Source organism: Streptomyces katrae (genome assembly GCF_002028425.1).
In the GTDB taxonomy this organism is placed as follows: Bacteria; Actinomycetota; Actinomycetes; order Streptomycetales; family Streptomycetaceae; genus Streptomyces; species Streptomyces katrae_A.
On the sequence record NZ_CP020042.1, the window covers coordinates 7,299,856 to 7,322,023 of the forward strand.

Annotated in this window: 21 protein-coding genes and 2 pseudogenes; 10 read left to right on the plus strand and 13 right to left on the minus strand. The window is 72.3% G+C overall.

Annotation, left to right across the window (positions count from 1 at the left end; genetic code table 11):
- Positions 1–130 precede the first annotated feature (130 nt).
- A pseudogene (locus tag B4U46_RS33215) lies at positions 131–959 on the minus strand (MFS transporter); the annotation flags it as partial.
- 186 nt (positions 960–1,145) lie between these two features.
- Positions 1,146–1,787, minus strand: coding sequence for a GNAT family N-acetyltransferase (locus B4U46_RS33220; protein ID WP_079431286.1), 642 nt, complete (start codon positions 1,785–1,787; stop codon positions 1,146–1,148).
- A 182-nt stretch (positions 1,788–1,969) separates the two neighbouring features.
- Here B4U46_RS33220 and B4U46_RS33225 point away from each other — a divergent pair, with 182 nt between their 5' ends.
- Positions 1,970–2,428 (plus strand): hypothetical protein, encoded by a 459-nt coding sequence (locus tag B4U46_RS33225; RefSeq protein ID WP_079431287.1) that lies wholly within the window; start codon positions 1,970–1,972, stop codon positions 2,426–2,428.
- Positions 2,429–2,582: 154 nt separating this feature from the next.
- Complete coding sequence (locus B4U46_RS33230) at positions 2,583–3,674, plus strand: polyprenyl synthetase family protein (protein WP_079431288.1); 1,092 nt, start codon at positions 2,583–2,585, stop codon at positions 3,672–3,674.
- A gap of 57 nt (positions 3,675–3,731) precedes the next feature.
- Here B4U46_RS33230 and pip read toward each other — a convergent pair whose 3' ends face one another.
- Both pip and B4U46_RS33240 read right to left on the minus strand, forming a co-directional pair.
- Positions 3,732–4,694 (minus strand): prolyl aminopeptidase, encoded by a 963-nt coding sequence (pip, locus tag B4U46_RS33235; protein WP_079432165.1) that lies wholly within the window; start codon positions 4,692–4,694, stop codon positions 3,732–3,734.
- 66 nt (positions 4,695–4,760) lie between these two features.
- Positions 4,761–5,252, minus strand: coding sequence for an RDD family protein (locus B4U46_RS33240; RefSeq protein ID WP_079431289.1), 492 nt, complete (start codon positions 5,250–5,252; stop codon positions 4,761–4,763).
- A gap of 318 nt (positions 5,253–5,570) precedes the next feature.
- Between B4U46_RS33240 and B4U46_RS33245 the strand changes: the two genes are divergently transcribed.
- Positions 5,571–6,125 carry an AAA family ATPase gene (locus tag B4U46_RS33245; protein ID WP_079431290.1) on the plus strand — a complete coding sequence of 185 codons (555 nt, stop codon included), beginning with the start codon at positions 5,571–5,573 and terminating at the stop codon, positions 6,123–6,125.
- 92 nt (positions 6,126–6,217) lie between these two features.
- Here B4U46_RS33245 and B4U46_RS33250 read toward each other — a convergent pair whose 3' ends face one another.
- The gene (locus B4U46_RS33250) at positions 6,218–6,835 is read right to left on the minus strand and encodes a hypothetical protein (RefSeq protein WP_079432166.1); all 618 of its coding nucleotides are present in this window, start codon (positions 6,833–6,835) and stop codon (positions 6,218–6,220) included.
- A gap of 163 nt (positions 6,836–6,998) precedes the next feature.
- On the minus strand, positions 6,999–7,400 hold the full coding sequence (locus B4U46_RS33260) for a GntR family transcriptional regulator (protein ID WP_079431292.1): 402 nt from the start codon (positions 7,398–7,400) through the stop codon (positions 6,999–7,001).
- 180 nt (positions 7,401–7,580) lie between these two features.
- Here B4U46_RS33260 and B4U46_RS33265 point away from each other — a divergent pair, with 180 nt between their 5' ends.
- A complete protein-coding gene (locus B4U46_RS33265) occupies positions 7,581–7,934 on the plus strand; it encodes a hypothetical protein (RefSeq protein WP_079431293.1) in 354 nt (117 codons plus the stop codon).
- Positions 7,935–7,953: 19 nt separating this feature from the next.
- Here B4U46_RS33265 and B4U46_RS33270 read toward each other — a convergent pair whose 3' ends face one another.
- Positions 7,954–8,505 (minus strand): YceI family protein, encoded by a 552-nt coding sequence (locus tag B4U46_RS33270; protein ID WP_079431294.1) that lies wholly within the window; start codon positions 8,503–8,505, stop codon positions 7,954–7,956.
- A gap of 199 nt (positions 8,506–8,704) precedes the next feature.
- Here B4U46_RS33270 and B4U46_RS33275 point away from each other — a divergent pair, with 199 nt between their 5' ends.
- Positions 8,705–9,835: a hypothetical protein gene (locus B4U46_RS33275; RefSeq protein ID WP_079431295.1), complete on the plus strand. Its 1,131-nt coding sequence runs from the start codon at positions 8,705–8,707 to the stop codon at positions 9,833–9,835.
- A gap of 104 nt (positions 9,836–9,939) precedes the next feature.
- On the plus strand, positions 9,940–10,320 hold the full coding sequence (locus B4U46_RS33280) for a hypothetical protein (protein WP_079431296.1): 381 nt from the start codon (positions 9,940–9,942) through the stop codon (positions 10,318–10,320).
- Positions 10,321–10,429: 109 nt separating this feature from the next.
- Here the strand turns inward: B4U46_RS33280 and B4U46_RS33285 are convergent, their stop codons facing one another.
- Both B4U46_RS33285 and B4U46_RS33290 read right to left on the minus strand, forming a co-directional pair.
- Entirely contained in the window at positions 10,430–12,061 is a 1,632-nt protein-coding gene (locus B4U46_RS33285) for a serine/threonine-protein kinase (protein ID WP_079431297.1), read from the minus strand.
- A gap of 130 nt (positions 12,062–12,191) precedes the next feature.
- Positions 12,192–12,668: a DUF6194 family protein gene (locus B4U46_RS33290; protein ID WP_079431298.1), complete on the minus strand. Its 477-nt coding sequence runs from the start codon at positions 12,666–12,668 to the stop codon at positions 12,192–12,194.
- Between the two features lie 87 nt (positions 12,669–12,755).
- Here B4U46_RS33290 and B4U46_RS33295 point away from each other — a divergent pair, with 87 nt between their 5' ends.
- Entirely contained in the window at positions 12,756–13,454 is a 699-nt protein-coding gene (locus B4U46_RS33295) for a MerR family transcriptional regulator (protein ID WP_237293227.1), read from the plus strand.
- Between the two features lie 1,586 nt (positions 13,455–15,040).
- On the opposite strand, the gene B4U46_RS33315 is transcribed toward B4U46_RS33295, so the two are convergent.
- Both B4U46_RS33315 and B4U46_RS33320 read right to left on the minus strand, forming a co-directional pair.
- A complete protein-coding gene (locus tag B4U46_RS33315; protein WP_079431303.1) occupies positions 15,041–15,910 on the minus strand; it encodes an MBL fold metallo-hydrolase in 870 nt (289 codons plus the stop codon).
- 301 nt (positions 15,911–16,211) lie between these two features.
- Positions 16,212–17,156 (minus strand): GlxA family transcriptional regulator, encoded by a 945-nt coding sequence (locus B4U46_RS33320; RefSeq protein ID WP_237293228.1) that lies wholly within the window; start codon positions 17,154–17,156, stop codon positions 16,212–16,214.
- Between the two features lie 234 nt (positions 17,157–17,390).
- Between B4U46_RS33320 and B4U46_RS33325 the strand changes: the two genes are divergently transcribed.
- A complete protein-coding gene (locus B4U46_RS33325; RefSeq protein WP_079431304.1) occupies positions 17,391–18,218 on the plus strand; it encodes a dienelactone hydrolase family protein in 828 nt (275 codons plus the stop codon).
- Between the two features lie 56 nt (positions 18,219–18,274).
- Here B4U46_RS33325 and B4U46_RS33330 read toward each other — a convergent pair whose 3' ends face one another.
- Both B4U46_RS33330 and B4U46_RS33340 read right to left on the minus strand, forming a co-directional pair.
- Positions 18,275–18,886 carry a polysaccharide deacetylase family protein gene (locus B4U46_RS33330; RefSeq protein ID WP_237293229.1) on the minus strand — a complete coding sequence of 204 codons (612 nt, stop codon included), beginning with the start codon at positions 18,884–18,886 and terminating at the stop codon, positions 18,275–18,277.
- 613 nt (positions 18,887–19,499) lie between these two features.
- A complete protein-coding gene (locus tag B4U46_RS33340) occupies positions 19,500–19,715 on the minus strand; it encodes an e9imm peptide (RefSeq protein WP_185117215.1) in 216 nt (71 codons plus the stop codon).
- 506 nt (positions 19,716–20,221) lie between these two features.
- Here B4U46_RS33340 and B4U46_RS39555 point away from each other — a divergent pair.
- A pseudogene (locus B4U46_RS39555) lies at positions 20,222–21,000 on the plus strand (erythromycin esterase family protein).
- A 137-nt stretch (positions 21,001–21,137) separates the two neighbouring features.
- The gene (locus B4U46_RS33355) at positions 21,138–21,821 is read left to right on the plus strand and encodes a spermidine synthase (protein WP_079432169.1); all 684 of its coding nucleotides are present in this window, start codon (positions 21,138–21,140) and stop codon (positions 21,819–21,821) included.
- Positions 21,822–22,168: the final 347 nt, after the last annotated feature.

The window sequence follows — 22,168 nt, forward strand, 5'->3', positions numbered from 1 at the left end:
TGTCACCACGTGTTGTTGCCGCATCACCCTCCGTTAAACACGCTGAGTGACTCCTGTGCACGGGGCTCCCTCGTTCCCCGGCCACCCCCGGGGCAACGAGGGCCGGGGGAGGGGGCAGCCGCAGCCGCCATCACTTCGGCGCCGCCGGGTCCGCTTCGGTGGCGACCGCCGAGGCGGACAAGAGCGTGGCCGCGGCCAGGGTGCCCCAGAGGGCGGCCGGCCCGTGCGGCGCGAGGGCGGTGATCACGGCCGACGAGACGGCGAGCCCGAAGCCGGAGGAGAGCTCGAAGCGGGCCAGGCTGCGTCCCAGGGCCCGGGGCGGAGCGAGGGCCGTCACCAGGGCGGTGGCGCTGCCGGCGTAGACGATCTCGCCGAGGGTGCAGACGACGGAGACGGCCGCGATGCCCGCCGCGGCCCAGCCCTGCCCGTGCCCGCCACCCTCGCCGAGCAGCGTCACCGTCAGGAAGCCGAGGTACGAGGCCGCGAGGACGACACCGGCGATGACCAGCGCGGTACGCCGGGCGTAGCGCGCCATCAGGACGGTGACCGGGACCTGGAGCGTGACCACGAGCACCGTGTTGGCCACGAAGACCGCCGCGGACCACACCGGCGACCAACGGGAGCGCGATCTCGGGGACGTTGAGGCAGAAGACGTACACCACGTTGGCGGCCAGGAGGGCGCGCATGCGCGGAGGCGCTTCCTCCTGCCCCGCTACCCCGGGGGACCGGTCCGCCCCCGCCCCCGGCCTCCCCGCGCGCACGCGCACCGACCACGCCAGGACGGCGGCGGCCGGATACGCCGCCGCGGTGACCCCCGCCGCCGCCCGCAGGGCCGAGGTCCCGCCCGCCAGGCAGGCCATGGCGAGGAGCGCCCCCGCCCCCAGCCCGGCGTTGCGCAGGGCGCGTCCCGCCGCGAGGGCGGTGTCGCGCTCCCGCCCGTGGGCGAGGGTGGCGACGATAATCCCCGGCGGGCGCACGACGCCGGCTACGGCACCTCGCGGCGTTGTCGGGACGCCCGAATACGCCCAGTATGCGGGCGCCCCTCCGCCTTGCGATGCACCGCATCTGACGCCGTGCGCTGATCCACCGGGGATTACTGGGCAGCCCTTGGCAACGGGCCGCACAGGCCCGGGGCGTAGGCGACGTCAGTCGGCGCGGCGGGCCAGGCTCGCCATGGGGGAGCGGAGGGTCCAGCCCAGGGCTTCGTACAAGGCCTTGCCGTCGGGCGTGCCCACCAGGACCCCGTCCCGCGCCCCCGCCTCCCACGCGGCGTGCTGCAGCGTGCGCATCACCAGGGCGCCCAGGCCCCTGCGCCGCTGGTCCGGGGCGGTCTCGATCTGGTCCGGCACCGCGACCGGACCGGCCAGCCCCGCCTGACCCCGGGCGGCGAGCCGCCCGTCCCCGGAGCGGACCAGGACCTTGACCACCCCGCCCCGGCACCACGTCGTCACGGTGTACCCGGCCGGCGCCGGGCCGGGAGACGCCGGGGCGAGCGGAAGGGTCATCAGGAAGCCGGCGACGCCCATCTCCCACTCGTCCCCCGCCCAGGGCCGCACCACCTCGTCCGGGGCGAAGAGCTTGAGCCAGGTCGCCGGCGGGGCGGCGTCGGCCAGCTTCCGGACGTCGGCCTCCGCCGGCACGGGCAGCACATGCCGCGCGACCTCCTTGGAAACCCCCACCGCGACGGTCCAGCCCCACGGTTCGACGACCGGGTCGGCCGCACCGCGCGAGACGATCCAGCCGTCGATCCACTGCTTCACCCAGCCGGTGAGCTGCTCCTCGGACACGCTTCCCCCCACCTGTAATGATCCCATTGCCATAAGGATCATTACATCATCGCACAGGGGCACCACCCCGGCGGAGCCCTGAAGGTCGCCGAGTCCGCCGGGCGGTGTCCTTCCGCCGGAGCCCATGATCTACGGTCTCCTCTTGCACAGGTCTCACGTCAACTCACGGGGAACGTACACACATGCGCAAGACGGCAACCCTCACCATCACCCTGCTCGCATCGGCGGCGCTGCTGACCGGATGCGGCAGCGAGAAGAAGGACGCCGGCCCGTCCAAGGAGCCCGCCGCCCCGAGCGCCCCGGCCGGCGGCGGCGCGAAGGGCTCGGCGGCCAAGAAGAAGGGCGTTCCCCACCAGGTGGTCTTCGAGGTGGGCGGCACCGGTGAGGCCAAGATCATGTGGAACGGGAACACCAACCACTTCGACCAGGTGACGCTGCCCTGGACGAAGACGGAATCCATGCAGCTGGAGGACGCAGAGCTCAAGGTCGGCGTCACCGTGCTGGTGGTGCCGGGCTCGGTCAAGGGCGCGGACGGAATGCTCGTACCCGCCCCGTGCACCATCAAGGTCGACGGCAAGCAGGTCGCCGACAACCAGGGCGGCAAGTCGGCCGCGCCGTGCACGTACAAGCTCATGGACTGACGGCACACGGCCGAAGCGACCCGCCGCGCCGGAGCGGCGCGGCGCAGCCCCCTCCCCGGCGCCAGTCGTCCGTCCTGCGGGCCCGGGGAGGCGGGGCGCCCGGCCGGATCGGCAGGAGAAGCGCGCGGAGCGCGGAACGTGGCAGGCTGGGCCGGTGAACGACGCCCTCACCGCCGCCTGGCGGCGCGCGGCCGGCCATCAGCGCCGGTTCGACGCCCGCTTCGCCACCTACTTCGACTCCCTGACCGACCCCGCGGGCAGCCGCCTGGAGATACCCCGGCACGGCACCTTCGCCGCCCGCGCCCTCCAACTGGTGCGCGAGCTGTCGCTGCGCGGCGGCAAGCGGCTGCGCGTGACCCTGCTCCACGAAGCCGCGGGCCTGGTCACCGACGAGAGCGTTCCCGGACTGGACGAGGCCGCCATCAGCATCGAGCTGCTGCAGACCCACGGCCTGATCCACGACGACATCATCGACGACGCACCCACACGCCGCGGCGGACCCTCCACCTACTACGCGTACCGCCAGGACTTCCCGGACCGGCCCGGCACCGCGCTCGCCCTCGCCGTCCTCGCCGGCGACCTGGCCGCCTTCCTCGCCGGCCGCGTCCTGCTCACCAGCCCACTGCCCCCCGACCGCGCCCTGGCCATGGCCGCCGTCCACGCCGACACCGCGGCCGCCACCGTGGCAGGTCAACTCCTCGACCTGGAACGCGACTTCCACCCCGCGCCCGACACCGAGCTCCTGCACGAGGTCACCGAGTACAAGTCCACCCGCTACTCCATCCTCGCCCCGCTGCGTCTGGGCCTGCTTGCCGCCGGCGCCGACCTCGCCCCGCACGACGGTGAACTCCGCAGCTACGCCACCGCCCTGGGCATCGCCAACCAGATCCACGACGACTGGCTCGACCTGTTCGGCGATCCGCAAACCCTCGGCAAACCGGTCGGCTCCGACATCCGTTCCGGTCGCCGCAGCTACGCCGTCCGCGCATTCCTGGCCGTCTGCGACGCGAGCGAACGCAAGCTGCTGAACGACGCTCTGGGAGCCCCGGGCTGCGACGACGACACCCTCGACCGCATCCGTGCCCTCGCGCGAGCCCACGGCATCGACCGGCAACTGCGCGCCGACGCCGACCGCTACGCACGCCAGGCCGCCGCCCAGACCGCGACGTGGCGGGAGCACTGGCGGCCGGAGGCCGTGGCGTTCTTCGAGCACATGCCGGCCTGGAGCGTGACCCGCGACCGATAGCCGATCCCGCTCGGCAGGGGCTCTCGCAGATCTGGTGGGCGCGCCGGCCCTCCCGTCCTATGGCCGGCCGGCGAAACGGTCGAGGGCGCCGAGTACGTGGGCGGTGGTCGTATCGCCGCCCAGGTGCCCGGCGTCGTCGACGATGACCAGCTCGGCGTCGGGCCACGCGCGGGCGAGCTCCCACGCGGTGTCGAGCGGGCCCGCCAGGTCGAGCCGGCCGTGCACCAGGACGCCCGGGATGCCGGCCAGCCGAGGGGCGTCGCGGAGCAGGGCTCCTTCCTCAAGCCAGGCGCCGTGCGAGAAGTAGTGGGCGCAGATGCGGACCAGGGCCAGCTGCGCGGCCGGCGGGCGGTCACCGTAGGGCCTGGAAGCGCCGTTCGTCTCCCCGGACAGGACCGCGTCCTCCCAGGCGCACCAGTCGGCGGTGGCCTTGCTCCGCACGGCGGGGTCCGGGTGCTCCGTGAGCCGCGCGTAGGCCGCGACGACATCCCCGTGGCGCGCAGTGCCCGGGGCACCCGCCAGGAATCGTTCCCACTGTTCGGGGAAGAAGCGCCCCGCGCCGCGGTAGAGCCAGTCGATCTCCGAGCGCCGGGTGGTGGTGACGGACGAGATGACGATCTCCGACACCTGCCCCGGGTGCGCCTCGGCGTAGGCCAGGATCAGGGTGGAGCCCCAGGAGCCGCCGTACAGCAGCCAGCGGTCGATCCCCAGGTGCTCGCGCAGGCGCTCCATGTCGGCGACCAGGTGCCGGGTGGTGTTGTACCGCATGTCGGTCGCCGGGTCGCTCGCGTGCGGGGTGCTGCGTCCGCAGCCGCGCTGGTCGAACAGGACGACGCGGTACCGCTCCGGGTCGAAGTACCGGCGCACGCCGGTGCCACAGCCTGAACCCGGTCCGCCGTGCACCACGAGGGCGGGCTTGCCGTCCGGGTTCCCGCAGACCTCCCAGTACAGGAGGTTGCCGTCACCGACGTCGAGCATGCCCTTCTCGTACGGCTCGATCGCGGGGTACAGCTCGACCATGTCCCATCCCTCCATGCGCAGAACCGACACCTCCCGCCGCGCGGCTTCCCGGATGGGGGAGCGGCCTCACCCCTTGGGCATGCGGACGACGACGGTGCCGCACACCTTGTCGGCGAAGGTCTGCTTCTTCTCGTCCCACAGCGGCCACAGCCAGCCGATGTGGCAGGGGAGGCTGTCGAGGACGTGGGCCAGCTTGCGGACGAAGGACCTGCCGAAGCCGAGGGTGCTGCCATCCGCCTCGCGGCGCAGGCTGATACCGACCGCCTTCTTGCCGATGCTCTGTCCCGTCGAACCCTCCTGGAAGATCTGGAAGAAGCCCATGGCGATCGCGTACAGGATACCGACCGTGAAGAAGACGCCGGGTCCGGCCGTGTCCGGATCGGCGGCGATGGCCAGGTCGATGAAGCCCAGGGCGTACATCGGGCCGAGGATGATCAGCGTGTCCAGCAGGTCGGCGCCCACGCGCAGGCCCCAGTGCGCGAGCTCCGGTGCCTGTGGGGGGTAGCCGTACGGCGGTGGCTGCTGGGTGCGGTGGCTGTTCGGGTCGTCGAAATTCATGACGAGTCTCTCCGAGGTCGAAAACGCGAACGGTGCGGACGGTGCGGACCGAGCGGAGAAACAGCACCACCTGCCCGGATCGCCCCCCGGGCAGTCGTGATGTGGATGCGTCATCGTGGTCGTCCATTCGATCATTTGTCCAATCGTCAGAGGCGAGGCGGCACGAGCCGATGGCCGGAATCAATGCATGCGGCCCTCCGCCGGCCCCGTACGAGGCACCGGACCGATAGGCTGGCCCCCGCGCCGCGGCCCCCTCGGATCGCCCCACACCCAACCGAACGATTCCGGCGCACCGGCTCACCCTCGGGAGCTCGCCGCATGCCAGTTAGACCCACCATCGTGGTGGTCAGCGGACCGCCCGCAACCGGGAAGACCACCCTCGCGCACCGCCTCGCGCGGGAACTGGGATGCCCCGCGATCGTCCGCGACGAGATCAAGCAGGGCATGGTCATGAACGCCGCCGCGCACCGGGCCGGCGGGGACGACCCCCTCAACGTCCCGGCCCTGCACGCCTTCTTCGACACCCTCGGCGTACTCCTCCGTGCCGGCGTCACCGTCGTCGCCGAGGCCGCCTACCAGGACCGCATCTGGCGCCCCGGCCTCGAACCCCTCACGGGTCTCGCCGACCTCCGGATCATCCGCTGCACCGCACCCACACACACCATCACCGAGCGCATGACCGACCGGGCCGACTCGGACCCGCATCGAGCCGCACACGACGACCGCCGGCTCCTCACCGGCCTCTCCACGGGCGCCTACCGCCCCGAGGAGTTCGTCGACATCTCCCTGGCCGCGCCCACCCTCCTCGTGGACACGTCCAACGGATACCGCCCCGGCACGGCCGAGATCGCAGCCTTCGCCCGGGGCCGCTGACCAGGTGCCAAGTACCGCTGCCGGCCGCAGACGCAGCGCCTTCTCGGGGGCCGGGAGGCAGACCGCCTCCTCGCCGCAGCATCCCGCCCCGGCTACGGCACCCCCACCAACCCCCAACCGCGCCGGGCCGCCTCCCTGACCACATCGCCCCACTCACGCAGCAGCGCGGCGAAGCCCTCGAAGCTGTCCGGACGGCCCGCCCAGCCCTCGCACTCGGCGGCGAACGGCGCACGCAGTCCGTCGAGGCACGGCTCGAGCCCATCCCAGGCCGGAACCTTCCTCTCCACTGCCTCCGGAGGGCAGACCAGAAGCAGGTGCGGACGCCGCGGGTCGGTGACCGGCGGGAAGAACCCCTCCCCACCGGTCAGCGCCGGATCATCGTCCGGATCCGCATCCCAGATCAGCCCACCGAGGAAGGCGTCCATCGCCTCCCGCACGGACACGTCGGCCAACGGGCGCATGTCCGCCCATCCGTCGCCGGCGCGGGAGTGCGGGCGGTAGGAGCCGGTCGTGGTGAAGAACGCGTACGCGGCGCACCACGCCGCCCCCGGGCCCGGCGGCCACTGCCACCCGCCGGACCGCCCGTACCTCAGGCTCTCGTCACCGTCGGGCGGCCAGACGGTCCCGTCGAGCGCGTCGATCCGTTCCCCGACGGGGAAGGCGCCCAACCGCCCCCAGTCCGCCATGAACAGCGTCAGGTCCAATCCCATGAGCCGCAGCATAGGCAGCGGCCCGCACGCCCCCGAAGCGCGGGCCCTCGTCCACCGCCGCGTACGCCCCCGCGCCCGGCGGGGAGCCGGAAGGAGCAGTCGCGCAGGGCCCAGCCGCTGCGCCTGAACCTCCGTCCGAGGCCGTGCACTTCTAAAACTGCCGTCATGTCTCGTCCCCCTGATTGGTTTCGTCCTCGGATCCGGTCAGCACGGCGGTGAACAGTGCGGTGATGTCGTCCTCCTCCAGTCCCGCGCGCCGGGCCCGCGCCAGCCACCGGGCGAGCTCGGTGCGCAACGCGGCGTCGGCGGCCCCGCCTTCGCCGAGCGTCCGGCGGACGAAGGTGCCGAGCCCCCGGCGGCCCTCCACCAGGCCCTCGCGTTCGAGTTCCCGGTACGCCTTGAGCACGGTGTTGGGGTTGACGGCAAGTGCCTCGACCACCTCGCGGGCGGTGGGCAGCCGGTCCCCGGGTCGCAACAGGCCCAGTCGCAGGGCCTGTTTGGTCTGCTGCACGATCTGGAGGTAGGTGGCCACACCACTGCGCCGGTCGATGCGGTACTCGACCACGTCGACTCACCACCCTTTCACTAAGGAAGTAGTGAAAGGGTGGCGTCGGAGGGGCGGATGTCAATGTTCCCGAAGCCGGGGCATCGACCGCGGCCGCCCCGTCCCGCGGCACGTTCCGCGGAACCTCCCCTTCCGTGAACGTCGGCTCCGATACTGGACGCCTACACGAAGGAGCCGACCGTGACGTACGACGAGCAACAGCTCTCCGCCCTCCTCGACGAGCTGCCCGGGTACAGCGACGCCCGGTTCTGGCGTGCACTCAAGAACGCCGCGGGCCTGTCCCGCATACGGTCGACGATGGCCTCCGCCGTGCGCGCGGCCCGGGGCGGCGACTTCGCACCGATGGCCGCCTTCGTCCTCGACGTCTTCGACCGCGATGCCCGCCTCAAGGAGCTCACGCAGGCCCTCGCCGGCCATCTCGGCAGCACGCTGAGGGCACATGCATGGATCAGCGACGCCCTCGTGGTCGCCGGCCGCGTCAAGCGGTCCGGTACGGGGGGTGACCCCCTCGGCAAGCTGTCCGGCAAGTGGTGAAGCGGCCGGCGGGGCACCGCTAGCCCTGCTTGATCGCGGAGATGTCGAACTCCAGGACGACCTTGTCGCCGACCAGCACTCCGCCGCCTTCCAGGGCCGCGTTCCAGGTCACGCCGAACTCCTTGCGGGAGATGGTCACCGATCCTTCCAGGCCGACCCGCAGGTTGCCGTAGGGGTCGACGGCATTGCCTGTGTACTCGAAGTCGACGGTGACCGGGCGGGTGGTGTCCTTGATGGTCAGGTCGCCGGTGACGCGGTACTCGGTGTCGGAGTGAGCCTCCACCGACGTGCTGCGGAAGGTGATGTCGGGGAAGTTGGGAGCGTCCAGGAAGTCGTTGGTGCGCAGGTGCTGGTCACGCTGCTCCACCCCGGTGTCGATGCTCTCGGCCTTGATCACCACCTGGACAGTGGAGCGGGCCGGATCGGCGCCGTCCAGGTGGGCGGTGCCTTCGAACTGGTGGAAGGCACCGCGGACTTTGGTCACCATGGCGTGGCGGGCGACGAAGCCGATCCGGGTGTGGGCGGGGTCGAGGACGTAGTCCCCGGTGAGCTCAGAGAGTTCGACGGTCATGGTCAGGTGCCTCCGAAAGACCGGGATCCGGGCGCCGGTACGCCCGGATCGTTCCGGACCCACGCTAGGACCCAACCGATTCCCGCCCCGGCCTGACGCACCGGGGCGGCGGACTGCATTTGGGCCGGCGGTCTCGGGCCACCGAGTCCGACTCCGTCGCGCCGCGTCGGAGGAACCGCAGGGGCGTTAGCCTTCCCCGGTGACAGACACTTTCGTCGACGCGCCCGACGCCTGGCTCACGCTCACTTCCACCAGCGACGTCGAACGGCGAGTGGGACTCTCGTGGCTGTCCGGGCTGTGCTTCAATCGCGCGGCGCCCGTGAACGTGCTCCTTGACCTCCTGGACGCTGACGAACCCGGTCTCCTGTGGCGTGAAGACCTGCCACCCGACGTCCTGGACGCGGCGGTCGTCCACACCGGAAGGCGTGTACGCGCCACCGCCGCCGACTGCGGCCGCCTGGCCGAGGAGCAGTGGGAGCGGCTGATCGCCACCGCTCAGAGTCCGCGCGAGCGACAGCTGCTGACCGAATTCGCGGAAGAGGACCTGGCAGCACGACGGCTCGCGCCCGGCGGCCGTGGCATCGGACGCGCTCCGCACCCCGGTGCCGCACCGCCCGCGACCCCCGATGAGATCGCGGCCGCAGCCGCCGAGGTGCCCGATATCGATCCGGACGGCCATACGACCGGGCTGTGGTGGGTCGGTGCTCTCCACGACGACGCCGAAGCCATGCGCCGGCTCGCAGCTTCGCCGAAATTGCTCGTACGCCGCAGCGTTGCGCGGGCAGCGCGCCTCCCTGAGGACGTGGCTGCCTTGCTCGCTGGCGATGAGGACCGCGTGGTACGGCTGTTCCTCGCCGAGTCCTGTGACGACGCGCCGCCGGAGGTGCTTTTGGAGGTCGCATCGTGGTGGGACGGCAGCCTCTCCTTCCCGGGCCGGCCGCGCAGGCACCCGAACTTCCCGCGCGACGGCCTGCTGCGCTACGCGACCGACCCGAACCCGCGCCTGCGGGCACTCGCACTCGACGACCCCGCAGCCACGGGCGCCGTGATCGAGCAGCTGAGCCTGGACGCAGACCCGCTCGTTCGCATGGCCGCCGGCGAAGACCGCCGGCTCTCGCCGGACTCCTTGCGACGGCTCACCGCCGATCCGGACCAGGCCGTGCGCCGGCGGGCCTGGAAGAACCCGTCCCTCCCGCCGGATGCGCTCGTGAGACTCCTACTCGATGCCGACAGCGCCGAACACGCCGCCCACAACCCTCTCATCCCGATCCCCGTCATGCGCCACATGGTCGCCCTCGGACGACGTATCTCAGGGTCGCAGGCCTGCTGAGTCACGGGCGTAACCGCGACATCCGCCGCCGCAGGGGTTGGACCGCTCAGCCCCGGGCAGGCGCGAGGAGCGAGTCATTCCGTCGATCCGAGGAGGGCGACCTGATGTCCACAAGCCCGAAATCGCACGTCCCGCACGGTGAGGGACCCGGCCGGCACGAAGGCACCGAGCAACACGGCTGGTCACCGGATGTCGACGCCACCCACACGCAGGACAACCCCAGCGCCCGGCGCTCCTTCGACACACCGCCCGAGAAGGCCAGGGGTCAGACGGGCAAGGCAGCGCCGTCCGACGGCGCCGACGAGGTGGTACCGGTGGAGAGCACGTCGCGCAGCGGCGAGGACCTCGCCAAGGGCAGCCGCAACAAGGGCCACCACGACCTGGGACCCCGCGGCCGCTCACAGCGTCCGAGCGGCGGCAAGGACGACGACGCCTACACCGGCGTGGACGCCCAGGAGGGCCCCAGGAAGCTGCGCAAGGGATGACGCCTCCCGCAGCCTTGGTGCCGCCCGCTCCTCCGCGCTCTGCAGGACCCGGCCCCAGAGGTCCGCGGACAGCAGGTACGCGGCCCAGCCGACCGGCTAAGGACAGCTCCTACCGCTTCTGCCAGAGGGTGAGTCGGGTGGCGTAGTCGGGCAGGTTGCCGTGTCCGGTGGTGATGGCGGTGATTTCCAGCATGGCCAGCTGCCCGTCGGTGGTGACCGTGCACATGAGAGTTCCGACGGGCAGGGTGGCGGGAAGGTCCTGTGCCTTGACCTCGGAGGGCAGTACGTCAGCCTGCGCGCCCTGGAGGCACTGCTGCGGCGTCTTTCCGGTGCTCTTGCCCATCGGGGTGTAGAACTCCCACCTTCCCCCCGATACCTCGCTGAGCATGATCTCCCTGCCCGGGGAGTCCTGCACGATTTCGGGAACGTCGAGGTCGACCCTGACGATGTTGGCGCCGCCCGGCGAGCGCAGGACAAGGGGTCGGTCCCGGAAGACGACGGTGTACCCGGAGTCGTCGGAAGCGGACGGCGAAGGGGAGGCGGGCGGCTTGCCTTCGCTCTGCTCAGGCGTGTCGACGTGGGTATTGCCGGAGTGGGACACCGCCCACGTCAGGGCCGCCGCCAGGACGACGGCCGCGGCGGCGGCGACGAGACCGGCCCGCTTGCGGCGTGGGGCGTCCGGTGCGGTGGGGGGATGCGTGGACGGTGCCGAGGTCGGGGCGGAGGCGAAGGTCGGGCTGTGTGGTGGACGCGGTGGAGGCTGTGCCGAATCGGCGACCGTCGGCTCCGGCTCCGCCTTCGGCTGGGGCTCCCGTTCCGGCTCCGGCCTGAGTGCGGCATGCCTGCGGGCGGTCAGTTCTTCGGCCAGAGGGTCCGGCAGCCAGCGGGTGAAGTCGTCCAGCCTGCGGCCCGTCGCCCTCTCGCACAGGGCGGCCAGTTCCCCCGGGGTGATGCGGCGGGCCGGGTCATGGGAGAGGCAGCGTTCGAGCAGGGGGCGGAGCGTGTCGTCGTAGAGGTCGAGGCGGGGCGGGCGCTGGGCGGTGTTGGCGATCTGCGCGGCCAGGGTGAGGGCGCCGCCGTCGCCGTAGGGGTGGCGGCCGGTGGCTGCGAGGGCAGCGATCAGGCCGAGCGAGAAGATGTCCGAGGCCGGTCCGACCGGTTCGCCCAGGGCGTGCTCGGGGGACATGAACTGCGGCGTGCCGACGACGCCGCCGGAGGCGGTGAGCTGGGTCGCGTCGGCGGCGCGGGCGATGCCGAAGTCGATGACGTACGGGCCCTGGTCGCTCAGCAGGATGTTGCCGGGCTTGAGGTCGCGGTGCACGATGCCGGCCGCGTGGATCGCCTCCAGTGCCCGGGCTGTGCAGCCGACCAGCTGGAGGACCGCGGGCAGCGGCAGCGGGCCGTGCGCGGTGAGGGCCTCGTGCAGCGAGAGGCCGGGGACGAACGCGGTGGCCAGCCAGGGCCGCTCGCCGGTGGTGTCGTGGTCGAGGACCGGGACGACGTGGTAGCCCTGGACCCGGCGGGCTGCCTGGACCTCCTGTTCGAACCGCCGACGGAATCCTGGATCGTCTCCGTATTCACGGCGGACTGCTTTCAGCGCGACGGGCTGCCCGCCGCGCGTGCGGGAGAGGTAGACGGTTCCCATGCCGCCCTCGCCGATTCGGGCCAGCAGCCTGTATCCCGAAATCTCCAGCGGGTCCTCCGCCCGCAGCCGCGCTCCCGCCCCGTTCCCCGCTGTCATGCCCGGACCGCCCCCATCCCATGATCGTCGCCGTAAGGGTAGTGGAGGCCAGGGACGGGGACTGCCGGGACGCGGCGATGGGTGTCGCCCGACGGGCAGGCGGCCGGCCGTGGGGCGGGGCGGGGCGATTTCAGCGGGTGGTCGATCGGGTGCGTCGCTCGTGGCGTGCGCGTGCCAGCCCATGGGCCGTACGCAGCAGTTCACGGGTCGCGGCGTGGGTGCGTTCGCCCGGGTTCACCACCGCCAGCCAGCCGGCGGCGCCGTAGACGGGGTGCGCGATGACGGTGTCGGTGGCGCTGGGGTCCGGCTCGGTGCCGGACGGGTCGCGGGGCGAGCGGCCGGTCCACTTGCGGAACGCTTCCTTCCCGGCCGCGATGTTCACGCGGAAGGTGTCCGGCCGGTCCAGGCGCGACGCCTCGTCGCCGGGGTAGTCCTTGGTCACGATGGTCGCGAAGGGCTGGGCAGCCGTCGGGGTGGTGCCGTCGGGTGCGTAGGAGAAGAAGGTGTCGCCCCAGCTGATCTCCGGTGTGCCGTCGCCGGGTGCGGGCTGGGTGATCAGGACGCCGTCGAGGCCGCCCACGAAGCCGATGATCTCGTCGATGGTCATGTGCTCTAGCGTTGCATTGAAGTGCTTGTGGAGAGTTGAAGGCCTGAACAGAGGGAATGCAGGATGGTAAGTCTCAAATCAGGCCATTTGCGTACTGCTGCCGTCGCGCGACGCACGGGGTACTCCGTCCAGCAGATCCGCAACCTTGAGCGCGACGGCGTGCTTCCTCCGGCGACACGCACGGCCACCGGCTACCGGATCTACGCGGAAGTGCACCTGCAGTCCGCACTGGCCTACCGGGCCCTCGCCGCCGCCACGGGGCCCACCGAGGCGAAGAAGATCGTGCGTGCCTTCCACCAGCTCCCCACCGCCCCGGCTCTGGCCCTGCTCGACACCGCCCACGCCCGCCTCGCCGCCGAGCGCGCCGAGCTCAGCCAGGCCGGAGAGGCCGCCCGCGCGATCTCCGCCGAGCGCATCGAAGACGTGCACCCCACGGACGCGATGACCGTCTCCGAACTCGCCGCTGCGCTCGGCGTGCGTCCGTCGACCTTGCGGCACTGGCACGCGGAGCAACTCGTCGTCCCGGACCGGGACCCGAGTGGAACGCGGCGGTACACGCCGGCCCAGGTGCGCGACGCACGGATCGTCCACCAGCTCCGCAAGGCCGGGTACCGCATCCCGCCCCTTCGGGCCCTCATGCCGCAGCTGAGGCGCACCCCCCGATCGCCGGACGTCGCAGCTGCCCTGACCGCCCGGGACGCGAGCATCACCACCCGTTCCAGAGCCCTTCTCGACGGCGGCGTCGCACTCAGCGCGGTCCTCTCCCTGCACGCGCAGACGGCCTGAGGCAACCGATCAGGGAACAGGGCTGACCCACGACCGCTGGGGGAGCGGCGCCGTCCTCGCCGTCGTCCCCCGTCGCGTCGGCCCCGACCGCATCCCGAGCAGCGCGAGCCGGCCGATGCCGGGTGGCCGTCAGCCTGCCCGCCTGCGGCGCCGGTGCTTGCGGACGGGCGTCGGCCCCGGTCTCGGCAAGGTGGCCCTTGCTGCCGGGAGCGTGCACGGGAACGACGACCCCGCCGTCGTCGTGCTGACCGGCAGGGATCCGACGAGCAGGACGAGGCGGTTGCGCTCCGGCTCGCTGCCTCCGGCGTGGTCCACCGTGACGGAGAACTCGCCCCAGCCCCCGCCCGCCTCGAACGACTCCGGCACGTCCTCCAGCCCCAGGACCGGCGCCTCGGCGGCCCGGGCGCCATCCGCCCCCTGAGCCGGAGCCGGAGCGGGGTTGGGCGGCGGTGTCGGGGTCGCCGTCGGGTGTGCGGGCGAGGGCGTCCCCTCCTCCGGGGGGATGTACCAGCGAGGTGGACGGCCGGTCCTCCTCGGCGGGCGACCCGGCGTCGGCCGCCGAGCCCCGGCCCGGCACGCTCGCCCCGGTGTCGGACCGCTCGGCCGCGATCGAGGGGGCGGCCCCGAGGGCCATCGGTGCCATCGCTGCGACCACGGTGGCCGCCGCCATGTGCTTCACGTTCACTTCTTCGTCCCTACCTGGTGCGGTTGCTCTCTCTCACCTTCGACCGGGGAGGACGTCCGGCAGTAGGGCGGTCGACCCGATGAGCCCATAGACCGAACCTATGCACGCCGGAGGGTGCCGGATGCCGGCCACGGCGCTCCTCATAGGAGGGGCCTATGGATGCATCGGCCCCCACCCCCTGGGCAGCGGATGCCGAGGCGGCGATGCCGGCCGAGCCCCCGGACATCCGGGGAACGAGCAAGAGACGGCCCGGCCGACTGGGCCGGACGTGATCGTCACGGAAGGGCGCTGGTGGATGGGGGACAAGCCTGCTGGAGTCAGCCACGACACGACACGACACGACACGACACGACACGGCACGGCACGGCACGCCCAGCCACGGCACGACACGACACACCAAGGCACGCCCCCGGGTGGCCCCGGGCCTGTCAGCCGCCGGCTTTCGGCTCCTCCGCCGCCGCCACGAGAGCGTGCGCCCTCGCGGTCGCCCGCCCGCCCGCCTTCGCGCCGACCGCTTGCGGCGAAGGCATCCGAGCGCCTGACCCTGCTCTGCGAGCGCGCTGGGCGTACGGCGCTCACGGGTGCAGATGGTTCCGCGTGACGCCGGAGAGCACAGCCGCAGTGGCCCGACTACTGCGGCCCCGCTCGCTGGTGTCCGTGGCCGTCGAGCCGGAACTCAGCCCCAGAGCCCAGCTCCTTCAAGACGACTTCACCGCGTCCGTGGCCCCGCTGCCGCCTGGCGAACTGGCACACAGGAACTACCCCGGCGGGGCCGACACGCTCTCCGAAGTCACGGATGCCGGATTCTCCCTGATGCTGGCGGACACGGCGCACGCATCCTGCGCCGTCGTACCGGACGCGGACGGACTGACGCGGCGGGCCGGATCTCCGGCCTGTGCGTTCACCAGCGCACGGCGGTGAAGTCGATCGGCCGGGGCCGCAACAGCCGGGTGCGCTCCGCCAGCGCGCTCAACCGCCGGGCCATATCGTCGGCGGGCAGCCGGCGGCGGTCGCCGTGACCGGGGAGGACCCATTCGAACCGGAGCCGTCCTGCCGCCCCGGCCAATGAGGCGGCCAACTCCTCGATGGAGTACCAGGTCACGCTGTCTGCGACTTCCAGATCGCCCGTGGTGCGTGACCAGTAGAAGCTGTCCCCGCTGAAGCAGTACCGGTCATCGGCGAGGTAGAGCACGCTGCCGGGAGTGTGGCCCGGCAGCGGATGGGCGGTGACCCCCGCACCGACCTCCAGCGGCTCGAGACCGCGGATCACCCGGTCGGCGTCGGGTGCCGCATCGAGGTCGCCCTCGTGGATCCACAGCCGGGCGCCGAAGTGGTCGGCGTAGCGGCGGCCGTGTGCGGCGTGATCGCGATGGGTGAGGAGCACATCGGTGACGGGGCCGCGAGCCGAGTACCGCTCGGCGAGCCGCGGACTCCAGCGCGGCGTGTCGATCATCATGACCGTCCCCGAGGGCCGCAGGAGCAGGTAGGAATTGGCCCCGGCGGTGTGCTGCGAGTTGTGCCCGCAGAGCAGCACGCCGCTGTCCAACTCCATCGGGAAGGGGTCGAGCCGCTGGTCCGGCCGCTGGGAGGTGTGCCGGATCGAGCGGGTGGGGCAGGCGAAGGCGGCCGCGTGTAAGCGCCGCGTCTCCGCTTCGTCGCGCGGCGGGCGCAGGATCTGCGACTTACCGCCGGCCTCGCCGATCAGCTCGGGCGCGAGCTGTCGTGCGACATCACAGTTGAAGCAACGGTCGTCCACGTACCAGCCGTCCACAACAGGTCTCCGTTCCAGGCGGGGGAGGGGGTCGATGCCCGATGCGGGCCGCCCTCCCTGGATACCCCACCCACGGCGGGAAGCGGTAGGCCCCGCCGATCTTGCGCTTCCGGACGCGACGCGCTCTCTCCGAACCCATGGACCCCAAGCCCCCGGCGCGGTCGAACGCTGTGCCGGGCCGCCTTCCTCATCCGGGGCGCCGTGCCACAGTCCACGGTCGTGGCGGCTCGCCGCCCGAGCCCCAGCCGCGGCGGGGAACCGGGCTACCCCCGGGGGTGTGCGTGCAGCACGCACCCCCCCTCTACCGGGCGCACGCCGTACCGGTTCCGGTGCCGGTACCGGCACGACTCCGACGGAACGCCGTCCGGTACGCGCTCGGGCGGTGGCCGGTGTGGCGGGCGAAGAGCGCCGCGAAGGTGCCGGGGTCCTGGTATCCGACGGCCGCCGCGACCGCGGCGACGGTGTGGTCGGTGGACTCCAGCAGATGGCGGGCCCGGCGGACCCGGGCGGCCTGGAGATGGACCAGCGGGCTGTGTCCGGTCTCCTCGGCGAAGCGGCGCAGCAGCGTGCGGGTGCTGACCTGGAACGCGTCCGCGAGTGCGGCGAGGTCGTACCGCTCGGCGAGGTTCTGGTCGAGCAGCCGCATGACCCGCTGGGAGAACTCCCGGCCTGGCTGCGGCAGGAGCCGGGGATCGACGTACGGGGTCTGTGAGGCCCGCGCGTCGTCGAGGAGCGCGACACGGGCGGTGGCCCGGGCCACGCCGGCGCCGTGCTGCCTGCGGATCAGGTCCAGCGCGAAGTCGTACATCGCGCTGAAGGCGGCCGTGGTCGTCACCCCCGTGTCGGTGACGACCAGGTGCTCGGGCTGTACTTCCGCCTCGGGACAGCGCCGGGCCAGTTCCCCGGCGTGCAGCCAGGAGGTGGTGGCCCGGCGCCGGTCGAGGAGGCCCGCCTCGGCGAGCAGGAACGCGCCGATGCACAGCGAGACGATGGCGGTGCCGGCGGCGGCCTGCGCCCGGATCGCCGCGGTCTCCGGGGTGAGCCGGCCGAGCAGGGCGTCGAGATCCGCGCCCGCACGCAGCTCGAAGCCGGGGACCACGAGGACGTCGACCTCACGCACGGGCCGTACGTCCAGGCTCGCGCCGCCCGAGGCCGTGACCCGGCGCCGCGGCGAGACGACCGACACCCGGTAGCCCGGCGCGTCCGGCCCGGCGATGTGGCCGGCCATCGTCAACAGGTCCGGCACACCGAACACTTCGGACGCGAAACAGCCCGGGTACGCCAGGACCCCGACCCGCAGGTCCCCCGCCCCGTCGCCGCCCCCCGCCGGCCGCCCCTCTTCCGCCCCCACCCGTCCCCCCGCCTGCCCTTGCCCCGCCCCCACCAGGATCAGGATGAGGATGAGGATATGGCGAGATCACCTCTCATCCTGGCGATCCCGCCCCTCACCCGGCAGCCGGTTCCGCGTCAGGCTGACCCCATGACCGAAGACGATCCGATCACCGACTTCACCCGCCGGACCGTTGCCGTGGAGGGGGTGGAGAAGACGGTGTACGTGGCCGGGGCCGGCCCCGCGGTCGTCGTGCTGCCCGAGATGCCGGGCATCAGCCCCGACGTCCTGCGGCTCGCGCGGTGGGTGCGGGACGCGGGCTTCACCGTCCACGTGCCCTCCCTCTTCGGGACGGACGGTGCCTTCCCCACCGTCGAGGGCGGCCGGGAAGTCGTCCGCCGCGCATGCGTCAGCGCGGAGTTCCGCGCCTTCGCCGGGGGCGGCACCAGCCCGGTGACGCTCTGGCTGCGCGGCCTGGCGCGTCAGGCCCACGCGGAGTGTGGCGGGCCGGGGGTGGGGGCGATCGGGTTGTGCTTCACCGGCAACTTCGCCCTCACCATGGCCCTGGAGCCCGCCGTGATCGCCCCGGTGGTCAACCACCCGTCGCTGCCGCTCGACGACCCCGGCGGAATCGAACTCGACCCGGCGGACGCCCGCGCGGTGCGCGACCGCCTCGACCGTGACGGACTCACCGTCCTGGCCTACCGCTTCGAGGGCGACCGGTGGTGCACGGGGCAGCGCTTCGCCGCCTACCGGGCCCTGCTCGGCGAGGCCTTCGACGGCCGCGTCCTCCCGGACACCGCCGCCAACCCGACGCCGCCGCCCTTCTTCGCCGACCTGGTCGGCACACCGCACAGCGTCGTCACGGCCCACCTCGTCGACGAGGCGGGCCACCCCACGGTCCAGGCACGCGACGAGATCCTCACCTTCCTCACCACCCGCCTGCACCCGCAGACGGGCCGCCGCCGCGTCACATGACGGGGTGACGGCGAAGGCGTCGTCTTCCGGCAGCCGGGAAGGCGGACCATGCCCGGTTACGTCGCCGCGAGGAACTCGCGCAGGTCCACGATCTTGTACCCCTCCTCCACTGCCGCGTCGATGATTCGCGGCAGTGCCTGGGCGTCCAGCACCACCCCATCACCCGCGCTGCTCCCGACATGCATCTGCAGGACGGCCCCCGGCCCCAGCGAGCCCACCGCCCTGCGGACCACCTGGTTCACGGTCATGCCGCCGGCCTGCCCCAAGTAGCCGTTCGTGTCGTTGGTGAACTCGATCGCCGCGTAGCCCATCTCGTTGACGTCCGCGACCGAATCCTCCGTGGTGGAGCTGTACGGGAAACGGAAGAACGGCAGGGGCTCGGCCTGGGACGCCTTACGGATCGCCGCGTCCGCCGCGTGGACCTCCCGCGCCCGCTCCTGGGTGCTCAGGTCATCGAAGTACGGATGGCTGTACGAGTGGTTGCCCAAGCCGTGTCCGGCCTCGGCCATCGCCCGCACGGCCGCCGGATGGGCCTCGGCGTACATCCCCGTGGGGAAGAAGGTGGCAGGCGCCTTCCGCCGGCGCAGCTCCGCCAGGACGGTGCCGAGTCCGCTCTCGTCCCACGCGGCGTTGAAGGTGAGCGCCACCACCTCCCGCGATGTCGGCAACCGCCGGATCTCCTGTCCGAGCAGCGAAGCCGGCGGCCGAGGAGCCGCCACGACACCGCCTTCCCGCCCCCGGGCAGCCGACGCGGCCACAGCGCTCGAGCCGGCCACCAGCCCCACAGCCGGCAGCGCCGCCAGCACGGCGCGTCGTCCCACATCCACCGCGGTCGCTCCCTCAGGCACCGCGCCGCCCCGCGCGGCGCTTCCACGATCGTGCAAGACCAGAGGCACGGAACCCCGCGTAGCCATGCCGCGCACCCGGGTGACCCCGTACACCGACGGGGCCAGGGCCATCCCTCCGAGGGGGGACGGTTCCCCCCTCCCCACCCCGTCGGAGCCCGCCCCCCGTGCCCACGACGGTGGTCTGGGGAATCCGCCGAGCACAGCCTCGGCACACCCGCCGCCTATCCGCCGTCGGTGGCAACAGCCGTCGTGGGCCGATGCCGGCGGTTGCGGGTGCCTCCTCTTCTCCTGAGGCCGCTCCTGAGGCCGCTCCTGAGGCCGCCACAAGCAGTCCAGAGCGGTCGCCACGCGCTACGACAAGCGCGGCTCCGTCTGCCTCGGCACGGTCGCCGCAGCAGCCGTGACCATCTGGCTCCGGAGCCGAGCATCGACCTCACAGGGCGATCGGCCGATAGGCCAGGGCCTGCTCGACCACTTCAGCAGCCGAGAGATCCCGCTCCGGCGGCCAGAAGATCAAGTCACTGACGTGGCCGGTTGGACATGCCAGGGCTCTGTCGAGCATCTCCAACCACCCGTCCACCTCTTCTTCGGAGGTGTAGTCCGCATCCATGATCCGCTGCACGACGGCAACGGCCGCAGTCCGGCTCATCTCCACTGCAATCACCCCCCTGTTCTGGGTCACCTTAACGAGGCGGGCGATCGGCCGCGCAAGTCGCAGGGGCGGTGACAACTGCGGCGTGAGCACCGGCGGCGTGATGCTGCGAGGACGCCGCCGGCGAGCAGGGCCTCATCGCCATGGCTCTCATGTCGCTCGACTGATGATCGAGCTCGGGGCAGTCGCCGGGCCTATACCGCCTCAGCATCGGGCTCCCGCTGGCCGCACACCCCAAGGGATAGCCTCGGCGGACATCCCGGCGACAGAGGGGGACGCCGTGTCCGACGGAGTGACAGCCTGGCTGGCCGCAGCGCCCTACCGTTGGCCTGCCTGACGGCGGGCGCGTCCACCGACGACCTGCGACCGCTGAAGCAGGTGCTCAACGGCCTAAACGGATCGTGGGGATGGGGGAGGCCACCCACGGAACGCGCGAGTTCTTCCAGCTCAAGCACCGCCTGCTGGAGTTCCTCGTCACCGAGTTGGGGTTCTCGGTACTGGCCATGGAGGCCAGCGCATCGGCGGGCGAAGCCGTCGACGCCTGGGTCCGCCGGGGCACCGGGGACGGCGCCGAGGTCCTTGCGGGGCTGGGATTTTGGACCTGGCGGACCCACGAGGTGCTGGCGGTCCTCGATGGATGCGGGCCTACAACCGGGGACGGCCGGAGGACGAGCAGGTGGGTTTCGTCGGCATCGACCCCCAAGCATGCGGTGCTTCCCCCACCGCGCTCGACGCCTTCCTGCGCGGGGCGGCACCGGACCGGGTGGCCGGCATGCACGAAGCGCTCGGGGTACTGGCCAGGGCGTATCCCGGATCGCGCCCCGACCCACAACGCCGCCTGGCCCACGAGGCCGAGGAACTGCTGGAGTTCCTGCGTGAACTGGCTCCCGACGCGGCCGACGTGCTGCGCCACGCACGGACCCTGGCGCAGGCCCCCGACCTCGTGACGCGCGAGCGACGCCACACCGACCCGGGGCAGACCGTCTTCGCCGCCCGTGACCGGCACATGGCCGACAACCTCGGACGGGTCCTGGAGGACCCGTCCGCCAAAGTTGCCCTGTGGGCACACAACGGCCACATCACCAGGAGCCGCCACGACGGCACCGTACCGGCGCTGGGGCAGCACTTGCCCGAACGCTACGGCGACGCCTACTACGCGCTCGGCCTGCTGTTCGGTGCCGGTTCCCTCCGCGCACAGCCTCTCTGGCCCGGCCCCTGGACGCGCGGCCCGTCCGCCGCCGTCGCCACCCACCGGGTCGGTCCACGACAACCCTGGAGCTGATGGCCTACCAGACCCGCAGAATGACCGGCTCCACGGGTGGAATCAGGGCAGCCATTGCCGGAACGCAGGAACCTCCTGGCCCACGACTTCGTTGGGACAGCCGAATGATCACCGGTTCACATGAAGGGACGCGCACGATGACATTCCACACTGCCCATGTGGAAGCCCCGTCGACGCTGGACCGCCGCACCGGACCACACGGTGAGGTGGTTCTGCGCCGTCGCGATGAGACGTACGAAATCATCGTGAACGGCTGTTTCCTGATGGACACCTCTGACGGGCGCTCCGAGCGGCTCCTCGTCGATGCCGCCCTCGGACAGACGACAGCCGCCGCCCCCACGGTCCTGATCGGCGGACTCGGTGTCGGATTCTCCCTCGCGCACGCCAGCGGGCAGCCCCGTTGGTCGCGGATCGTCGTCGTCGAACGCGAAGACGCCATCATCGGCTGGCACCGCACCGGCCCATTGAGTGCGATCACCGCCGACGCCCTGTCCGACCCGCGGGTGAGCATCCTGCACACCGACCTCAACGACCACCTGCGCACCACGGACGAGCAGTACGACGCCCTCTGCCTCGACATCGACAACGGCCCCGACTGGACCGTCACCGACGACAACCACAGCCTCTACTCCCCGAGTGGTCTCGCCGCTTGCCGCGCCCGTCTCACCCCGGGCGGAATCCTGGCGATCTGGTCCGCCCAGCCGTCTCCCGCATTCGAGAGGGCCCTCCGCCAGGCGGACTTCGAGGACGTGCACACCAAGGAGGTACCCGTCGCCCGTGGGGTCCCCGACGTGGTTCACCTCGCTCGGAACCCGTCCTGACACCACAACCTCCCGCAGGAGCGGTACCGGGCGCCTACACACCAGGCCGCCGCCAACTCCGCCCACCGCCAGAGGCCGGGCCCTGCCGCCGGGCCTGACGGCGCCGGGAGCCGATCGACAGCCGCGTCCCCGGGGCGCCCGGCGGAGAGGTGGCCAGTGCCGGCCAGCGCACAGAGCGTCGTCCCATGGCCCACCTCCCGCAGCGCGCTCAGCAGCGCCCGCGTCGACTCGGCCGGCCATGCCGACAGTTCCTCCCGTTGCTGCGGAGCGGCCACGGAGGCGCGCAGGGCAACAGGCTCGGGCGGGGCTCGGCGGCGGGCCCCGAACCGACGACGGCCGCCCGGAAC